5 protein-coding genes are annotated in these 8831 nt (G+C 44.0%); all 5 read right to left on the reverse strand.

The features are described from left to right. On the reverse strand, positions 1-3040 hold a 3040-nt coding region (rpoC, locus tag A2517_RS08875), incomplete at its 3' end, for a DNA-directed RNA polymerase subunit beta' (RefSeq protein ID WP_294896200.1). Then, positions 3033-7178 (reverse strand): DNA-directed RNA polymerase subunit beta, encoded by a 4146-nt coding sequence (rpoB, locus tag A2517_RS08880; RefSeq protein ID WP_294896202.1) that lies wholly within the window; start codon positions 7176-7178, stop codon positions 3033-3035. The genes rpoB and rpoC, both read right to left, overlap by 8 nt. A 165-nt stretch (positions 7179-7343) precedes the next feature. Next, positions 7344-7712 carry a 50S ribosomal protein L7/L12 gene (gene rplL, locus A2517_RS08885; RefSeq protein WP_294896204.1) on the reverse strand — a complete coding sequence of 123 codons (369 nt, stop codon included), beginning with the start codon at positions 7710-7712 and terminating at the stop codon, positions 7344-7346. 64 nt (positions 7713-7776) lie between these two features. After that, positions 7777-8262, reverse strand: coding sequence for a 50S ribosomal protein L10 (gene rplJ / locus A2517_RS08890; RefSeq protein WP_294896206.1), 486 nt, complete (start codon positions 8260-8262; stop codon positions 7777-7779). Between the two features lie 125 nt (positions 8263-8387). Beyond that, the coding region (gene rplA, locus A2517_RS08895; RefSeq protein WP_294896208.1) for a 50S ribosomal protein L1 at positions 8388-8831 on the reverse strand (444 nt) is incomplete at its 5' end.

The raw sequence follows: 8831 nt of genomic DNA on the forward strand, positions 1-8831 counted from the left end.
CCACTTCGTTTTTACGAAGGGTATAACGTACCGTTTGGCTTTCACCTTTTACACTAACGATAACTTCGTCATGGATCGTTTGAATTTCAATAGTTCCGTTGAACGGAGCTTTGATTTTCGGTTCTACCAACAAAATAGCGGCATTACGACGATTCGCAACGATTTGTTTCCCCTCTTTAGAGAGGTACGTTTTCATGTTGTAATACCGGATGAAACCCTCTTTCGTTGCGATGACTTGACGCTCTTCACGAGTGCTTGACGCCGTTCCCCCAACGTGGAAGGTACGAAGTGTCAACTGTGTACCCGGCTCCCCGATCGATTGTGCCGCGATAATACCGACCGCTTCTCCGCGTTTAACGATTCCGCCGCTTCCGAGGTTAAGACCGTAACAAAGAGCACATACACCACCCTCTGATTTACACGTTGTCGGAGTACGGATTTGAACCGAACGGATACCCGCTTCGATCACTTTAGAGGCTTTGATCTCATCAATCAACGTACCCTCAGAGTAAAGGATCTCATTCGTGATCGGATCAATCGCATCTTCTGCCAATACGCGACCGTAAATACGGTCTTCTAGAGGCTCGATCAATTCATTACCGACAGAGATATCGGTAAGTTCAATCCCTTCATGCGTTCCGCAGTCATGCTCAACGATTTTCACGTTTTGCGCAACGTCAACGAGTTTACGCGTCAAATAACCCGCATTCGCTGTTTTAAGCGCGGTATCCGCAAGACCTTTACGAGCACCGTGGGTAGAAATAAAGTACTCAAGGACGTTTAGACCCTCTTTAAAGTTCGAGATAATCGGGGTTTCGATGATCGAACCGTCCGGTTTCGCCATCAAACCACGCATACCGGCTAGCTGACGAATCTGAGCCGCAGAACCACGCGCTCCGGAGTCCGCCATCATAAAGATCGAGTTAAACCCGGCTTTATCATTTTGGATCAACTCCATCATTCCGCCCGCAACGGTATTATTCGTATCGGTCCAGACGTCAATGATTTTGTTATAACGTTCTTGCTCCGTCAAAAGACCCGCTTCGAATTGTTTTTGGATCTCTTTAACACGGTTTTTAGAGGCAACAATCAATCCCGCTTTCATTTCAGGAATAATGATATCGGTGATAGAGATCGATACCCCTGACGCAGTTGCGTATTTGAACCCGAGGTTTTTCAAATCATCCAAGAAACCAGCTGTTACAGCGATTCCACCGTGCTTATTGACATAGTCAACAAGAATAGAGATGTTTTTCTTTTTCATCACAACGTTCCACAATTCCGCAGGTACGAATTCCGGAAGAATCGACTGAAGAATCATACGTCCTGCTGTAGTATGGATAACACGTCCCTCAACACGAGTACGAACTTTCGCATGCAAATCGAGTGCTTTGTGTTCAAGTGCGATCATAATCTCATCAACATTGCTGAAAAGTTTATTTGACCCTTTCACATCATTTTTACCGAGTGTCAAATAATAAAGACCCAAGACCATATCTTGTGAAGGGGTTGCAATCGCTTTACCCGATGCAGGAAGCAAGATGTTCATAGATGAGAGCATCAATACTTTACATTCCGCAATCGCTTCGGCTGAAAGTGGTACGTGAACCGCCATTTGGTCACCGTCGAAGTCCGCATTGAAGGCGGCACAAACGAGAGGATGCAATTGGATCGCTTTACCGTCGATCAGTTTCGGGTGAAACGCTTGGATCGAGAGTTTGTGCAACGTCGGTGCACGGTTGAGCATAATCGGATACCCCTCAACGATCTCAGCAAGACACTCCCAAACTTCATTGGTTTTCTCTTCGATCATTTTTTTCGCCGCTTTCACGGTGGTCGCATACCCTTTATCTTCGAGTTTTGCGATCAAATGAGGTTTGAAAAGCTCCAATGCCATTTGTTTCGGCAATCCGCACTGATCCATTTGAAGGTTTGGTCCGACAACGATGACCGAACGTCCCGAGAAGTCAACACGCTTACCGAGAAGGTTTTGACGGAAACGCCCTTGTTTCCCTTTGATGATTTCAGAGAGCGATTTCAACGGACGTTTGTTCGCCCCTTTAACCGCGTTTGCACGGCGACCGTTGTCGAACAACGCATCAACCGCTTCTTGCAACATACGTTTTTCATTACGAACAATAATTTCCGGTGCTTCGAGTTCGATAAGACGTTTAAGACGTTGGTTGCGGTTGATAACACGACGATATAGGTCATTGACATCCGATACCGCGAATTTTCCACCGTCCAAACTTACCAACGGGCGAAGTTCAGGAGGTAGAACAGGCAATGCGGTAAGCATCATCCACGCCGGATTGTTACCTGAATTCAAGAACGATTCGATAACTTTCAAACGTTTAATAATGGTTTTACGTTTTGCTTCTGAGTTGGTTCCTGCTACTTCTTCTTTCAATGAAGAGAAAAGATCAACAAGATCGAGTTCATCAAGCAATTCACGAACCGCTGATCCACCCATCTCTGCTGAGAAGCCGCTGTCTCCGTAACGTTGTACCAATGTGCGGTATTGCTCTTCGTTCAAGACATCGTATTTAAGAACCGATGATGTTTGCTCACCGTCATAGTACGCTTCTCCACCGCTTTTAACGATGTACGCTTCGTAATACAATACGCGCTCAAGGTCTTTCATCTTCACGCCGAGGAGTGTTCCGATACGGCTTGGAAGTGAACTAACATACCAAATGTGCGCTACCGGAGTAACAAGATCAATGTGTCCCATACGGGTACGGCGAACTTTTGCCGACGTTACTTCAACGCCACATTTTTCACAAATGACACCTTTGTAACGCATTTTTTTGTATTTTCCGCACAAACATTCGTAATCACGAACGGGACCGAAAATTTTGGCACAAAACAATCCGTCACGTTCCGGTTTAAGGGTACGGTAGTTGATGGTTTCTGGTTTTTTAACTTCACCGTGACTCCATGAGAGAACTCTCTCAGGAGACGCAAGTCGAAATTGAATTTGTTTAATATCGACTGGGCGATTCTCTTCTGTTACGGCAACCGGTACTAATTTACTCATCGTCATCCACCTCGTCAAAAATCTCAATATCAAGCGCCAATGATTGGAGCTCTTTCGTTAATACGAATAGAGTTTCAGGGATACCGGATGCCGGTACGCTTTCACCTTTCGTAATTGCTTTATAGGCACGTACACGTCCGTCAACGTCATCCGATTTAATCGTCAACATCTCTTTAAGAACGGCAGAAGCACCGTATGCTTCAAGTGCCCATACTTCCATCTCCCCGAAACGTTGTCCGCCGAAGAGTGCTTTACCACCGACCGGTTGTTGCGTAACAAGAGAGTATGGTCCGGTTGAACGGGCATGCACTTTCTCATCAACCAAGTGATGAAGTTTCAGCATATACATATAACCGACGTTAACGCGTTCTTTCATTTGATCGCCCGTTTTACCGTCGAACAATACCATTTTTCCATCGGTATCAAGTTTAGCCAATTCGAAGAGTTTAGCGAATTCAGCTTCGGTTACCCCTTCGAAAATAGGGGTAGCAAATTTAACCCCTTTTGACCAGTCTTGTGCATACCCAAGAAGGGTTTGATCATCCATTTCACCGAGTACTTTAGCTGCGTTCATAAGACCTGCAACATCGGCGAAAGAGATCATTTTCGCTCTTAATTCACCGATGAACTCTTTTTGTTTCGCTTCAAAAATATCTTGAATTTGGAACCCGAGTTCTTTTCCGACCATACCGAGGTGCATCTCAAGGATTTGCCCGATATTCATACGAGAAGGTACCCCGAGCGGGTTCAAACAAACGTCGACTGAGCGTCCGTTTGCCATGTACGGCATGTCAACTTGAGGAACGATCGTAGAGACGATACCTTTATTCCCGTGACGTCCCGCCATTTTGTCCCCGACTTTGAGTTTACGTTTTGTCGCGATATAGACTTTTACGAATTTAACGACACCGTTTGGAAGGATGTCGTCTTTTTCCAAGATAGAGAGTTTCTCTTCGTGTTCGTCACGGAATTTTTTCTTCTCTTTTTGGAAATGGTTTTTCGTTTGGTTGTATTTCTCTTGAATATCGTCGCTAAATGCTTTAACGACGTTATTCATCGCGAAACGGTTAACCTCTTTAAGATCCTCCGCTTTGACGTTTTCACCCGCTTTATACTCATTACCATTGATGCTTACATCGCTGAGCAATGGGTGTTTCGTGAGCAAAGAAACAATGCGGAGCATCTCTTCTTTATCGATCATTAACAAACGATCGTAATGTTCGCGCTCTAGCTCGTCACGTTCAGCTTTTTCAAGCTCAAGAGTACGAGGATCTTTGTCGTACCCTTTTTTCGTGAACACTTTAACATCAACAACAACCCCTTCCATACTTGGCGTACAGTAGAGTGATTTATTAACAACATGACCCGCTTTTTCACCGAAGATAGCACGTAACAAACGCTCTTCCGGAGTCGGTTTAACTTCACCTTTTGGTGAAACTTTACCGACGAGGATCATACCGCCTTGAACATAGGTACCGATTTTTACGATACCGCTCTCATCAAGGTGAGAGAGTTCATCATCACGAACGTTCGGGATATCACGAGTAATCTCTTCGACACCGTGTTTGAGTTCACGTGCTTCCGCCTCTTTTTCATAGATATGAACTGAGGTAAATGCGTCTTCGCGAATCATACGCTCAGACATAACGATCGCATCCTCGAAGTTGTATCCGTTCCACGGCATGAACGCAACGAGTGCATTGATACCAAGAGCCAACTCACCTTTATCCATATTTGGACCATCTGCGATGATTTGCCCTTTCGTTACCATTTGCCCTTGTTTTACGATCGGCTTTTGAAGGAATGTCGTATTTTGGTTGGTACGAAGATTCTTCTGTAAAGGATAATAATCGATAAAGGTTCCGTCTTCATCTTCACCCATCACGTAAATGTGTTTAGAGTCGACTTTCTCAACCACACCGCTACGCTCTGCTTTAACACACTCCCATGAATCACGAGCCACGAGTTTTTCAACCCCTGTTCCGACCATCGGTGCTTCAGGGCGCAATAACGGTACCGCTTGACGTTGCATGTTCGATCCCATCAATGCGCGGTTCGCGTCATCGTGTTCAAGGAACGGAATCAAGCTCGCCGCAACACCGACAACCATATGCGGCGTCAAGTCACGAAGTTCACACTCTTTCGGAGATTTAAGGATAATTTCACCGTCTTGGCGAATTTCAACCAAATCATCAAGGAAATTACCTTTATCATCAACACGGCTAGAAGCCGCTGCAATGATTTTTCCCTCTTCTTGTGTAGCCGTCAAATAGACAACTTCTTTGGTTACGACACCTTCTTTAACAACGTTGTACGGAGCTTCGATAAATCCGTGTTCGTTAACTTTCGAGTAGGTTGCCAACGTATTGATCAAACCGATGTTTTGTCCCTCAGGAGTCTCAATCGGACAAATACGACCGTAATGGGTCGGGTGAACGTCACGCACTTCAAATCCGGCACGTTCTTTAACAAGACCGCCTTCCCCAAGTGCAGATAAACGACGTTTATGGGTAACTTCCGACAACGGGTTCGTTTGGTCCATAAATTGTGACAATTGTCCGCCGCTAAAGAACTCCATAATCGTAGAAGTGATCATTTTTGAGTTGATCAAATCATGCGGCATCAACTCAGTGGTCGGTCCGCTCATTGTTGAGAGTTTATCTTTGATCGCTTTTTGCATTTTGATCAAACCGTTGTGTAACTCGTTACCGAGCAACTCACCGATTGAACGGATACGTCGGTTACCGAGGTGGTCACGGTCATCGATATGACCTTGACCATTTTTAACTTTAATGACGTATTTAACGGTATTGATAATATCTTCGTTGGTCAAAACGGTTACATACTCAGGAACATTAAGTCCGAGTTTGTGGTTCATTTTCATACGACCGACACGTGTCAAATCATAACGTTCCGGATCAAAGAAAAGCTGATTAACGAAAATCTTAGCCGCTTCTTTGGTTACCGGCTCACCGGGACGCATTACTTTGTAAATACGGATCGCCGCGAGATCGTTTTCATCTTCAATGATTTCGGTTTGACGAAGCAATTTTAAAGAATCGGTATCGGCAGCAAACGCATTAATAATAGAGCTATCGTGACCTTCTGCAAGGTCATTCGCGATAATAAACTCTTTAACACCCGCTTCAATCATCTTTTTGAGTTTTGTCTCATCAAGTTGTGCCATGGTGTCGAACATTACTTCACCCGTTACTGCATCGATGATCGGCTCAGCCAAATGGCGCTCTATCAATGTTTCAATCGGGTACTGGATCGCCGTTACACCCTCAGCGATCAATTTTTCCGCTTTTTTAGTTGAAAGTCGTTTACCGGCGGCAACAAGAAGTTTTCCATCCGCATCAACTAAATCGTATCCAAGACGTCCCGCAAATTGTTCAGGATCGAAATCCATCAAATATTTGTTCTCTTCGACACGAATTTTTTGCAACGGATAGAACATTTTTAGAATATCTTGTTTGCTGTAACCAAGTGCACGGAACATGATCGTAACCGGTACTTTACGGCGCTTATTAATACGCATGTAAAGAATGTCTTTCGGATCGTACTCAAAATAGAGCCATGAACCGCGGTCAGGGATGATCTGACCGGTAAAGATCATTTTACTTCCCGCTGTGGTTGATTCTTCTTCTTTGAAGATTACGCCAGGTGAGCGGTGAAGCTGATTAACAACAACACGTTCAACGCCGTTAATAACGAACGAAGTACGCTCAGTCATCAATGGAATGTCACGAATAAATATGGTTTGTTCTTTGATATCTTTTACACCGGTTTTCTCTTTGGTGTTTTCATCACGATCCCAAATCATAAGACGTGTTTTCATACGTAACGATACCGAATAGGTCAATCCGCGTTCCATACATTCACGCACGGTGTACTTAGGACGTCCTACTTCTGAACCGAGATATTCAAGAGAGAGACGATTTTGTGAATCATGAATCGGGAATACCGATTGGAATACGCGTTCGATACCGCTTTTGGTACGATCTTTTTGATCTAACATCAAAAATGATTCATACGAACTTTGTTGAAGTTGTAAAAGGTTCGGTACTTCAATTTGCTGGGGGGTTTTCGCGAAATCAACGCGCAAGCGGTTTCCGGAGTGAAGAGTGTTTAACATAGGCTACCTCAATCGAAGTTTTTGATCCCATAGGGATAAGTGCAAAGTCTATGACTCAAGCGTCCTTGAGTCTATAACGACGTATGGGCACTTTACGAAAGGGTTAAAAACCCGCTTCGTAAAGTGCCCTGTGGGAGGTGGAGGCAGAAATGCCTCCGATCAAATTTATTTGATTTCGACGGCAGCGCCAGCTTCTTCAAGCTCTTTTTTCGCTGCTTCAGCATCTTGTTTAGAGATACCTTCTTTGATAGTTGTAGGAGCGCCTTCAACTGCATCTTTAGCCTCTTTAAGACCAAGACCTGTCATTGCACGTACTACTTTAATAACGTTGATTTTTTTGTCACCACCGTCTTTCAAGATAACATCAAATTCAGTTTTTTCTTCTGCAGCTTCTGCAACAACAGCAGCACCAGCAACCGCTACCGGTTGAGCAGATACTCCGAATTTTTCTTCGAATTCTTTTACAAGCTCAGAAAGCTCGAGGACAGAAAGGTTTGAGATAAACTCAAGAACGTCTTGTTTTGTAACAGCCATAGTAATTCTCCTATTAGTATTTTTTTATGCCGATAATAAAATCAGCGGTTTTTCAAAGCAGCAATTACGCCGCTTCTTCTTCTTTTTTGCGTTTAAGCGCATCGAGTCCGATTGTGAAGTTGCGAACTGGTCCCATCCATACAGATGCGAGCATTCCGAGCAACTCTTCGCGTCCCGGTAGAGTAGCGAATGCACGTACTTTTTTCTCATCAGCGGCTTCACCGTCGATGTATGCTTGACGAATAACAAATTTATCATTCGCTTTTGCAAAATCAACAACGGTTTTAGAAGCAGCGATTGCATCAGCGCCCCATACAAAAATGTTAGTATCAACGATATCGATACCGGACATTTCAGCGTTATTAAGAGCGATAGTCGCAAGGGTATTTTTAACCACTTGTACTTTTGCATCTTTTTCACGTGCAATTTTACGAAGTGCTTCGAGTTCAGACACAGCTAAACCACGATAGTCACACATAATAACCGCAGCAGAAGATTTGAACTCGTTTGTTAGAGTACTAACAATCTCAGATTTCTGTGATTTATTCATAGTTTCTCCTTTCCAGACATACAACTTCAAGCGGGGCAGAAGAATTCTGATTAAGGCCTAAGCCCCCTACTGTCTTCAGTCCATAAGATAAATGACGAAGCATTACTTCGCCGATTAAAGATTAATTAACGAATATCTAATAATTCTTGTGTTTCGAATTTAATTGCAGGACTCATTGTCAATGACAATGCTGCATTTTTGATGTAACGACCTTTAGCCGTTGACGGTTTTGCACGGTTGATAGCACCGACAAACGCTTTAATATTTTCTTCAATTTTATCTGTATCGAAACTCACTTTACCGATACCGGCATGGATGTTCCCTTTTTTGTCAACGCGGAAATTTACTTGTCCGCCTTTAACATTGCTTACCGCTTTAGCGATATCCGCCGTAACAGTTCCTGTTTTAGGATTCGGCATCATCCCTTTTGGCCCGAGGATACGTCCTACTTGACCGACAAGTCCCATACAATCAGGTGCAGCAACAACGATATCGAAGTTGATGTTACCCGCTTTGATTTGCTCAACCAAATCATCGCTTCCGACGATATCAGCACCGGCAGCTTTTGC

The sequence above is a fragment of the Sulfuricurvum sp. RIFOXYD12_FULL_44_77 genome (assembly GCF_001830725.1).
GTDB lineage: Bacteria > Campylobacterota > Campylobacteria > Campylobacterales > Sulfurimonadaceae > Sulfuricurvum > Sulfuricurvum kujiense_A.

What these genes read in the sequence shown, in the direction of transcription:
- rpoB (WP_294896202.1), bottom strand. Translation starts at nt 7,178, where the DNA reads ATGTTAAACACTCTTCACTCCGGAAACCGCTTGCGCGTTGATTTCGCG.
- rplL (WP_294896204.1), bottom strand. Translation starts at nt 7,712, where the DNA reads ATGGCTGTTACAAAACAAGACGTTCTTGAGTTTATCTCAAACCTTTCT.
- rplJ (WP_294896206.1), bottom strand. Translation starts at nt 8,262, where the DNA reads ATGAATAAATCACAGAAATCTGAGATTGTTAGTACTCTAACAAACGAG.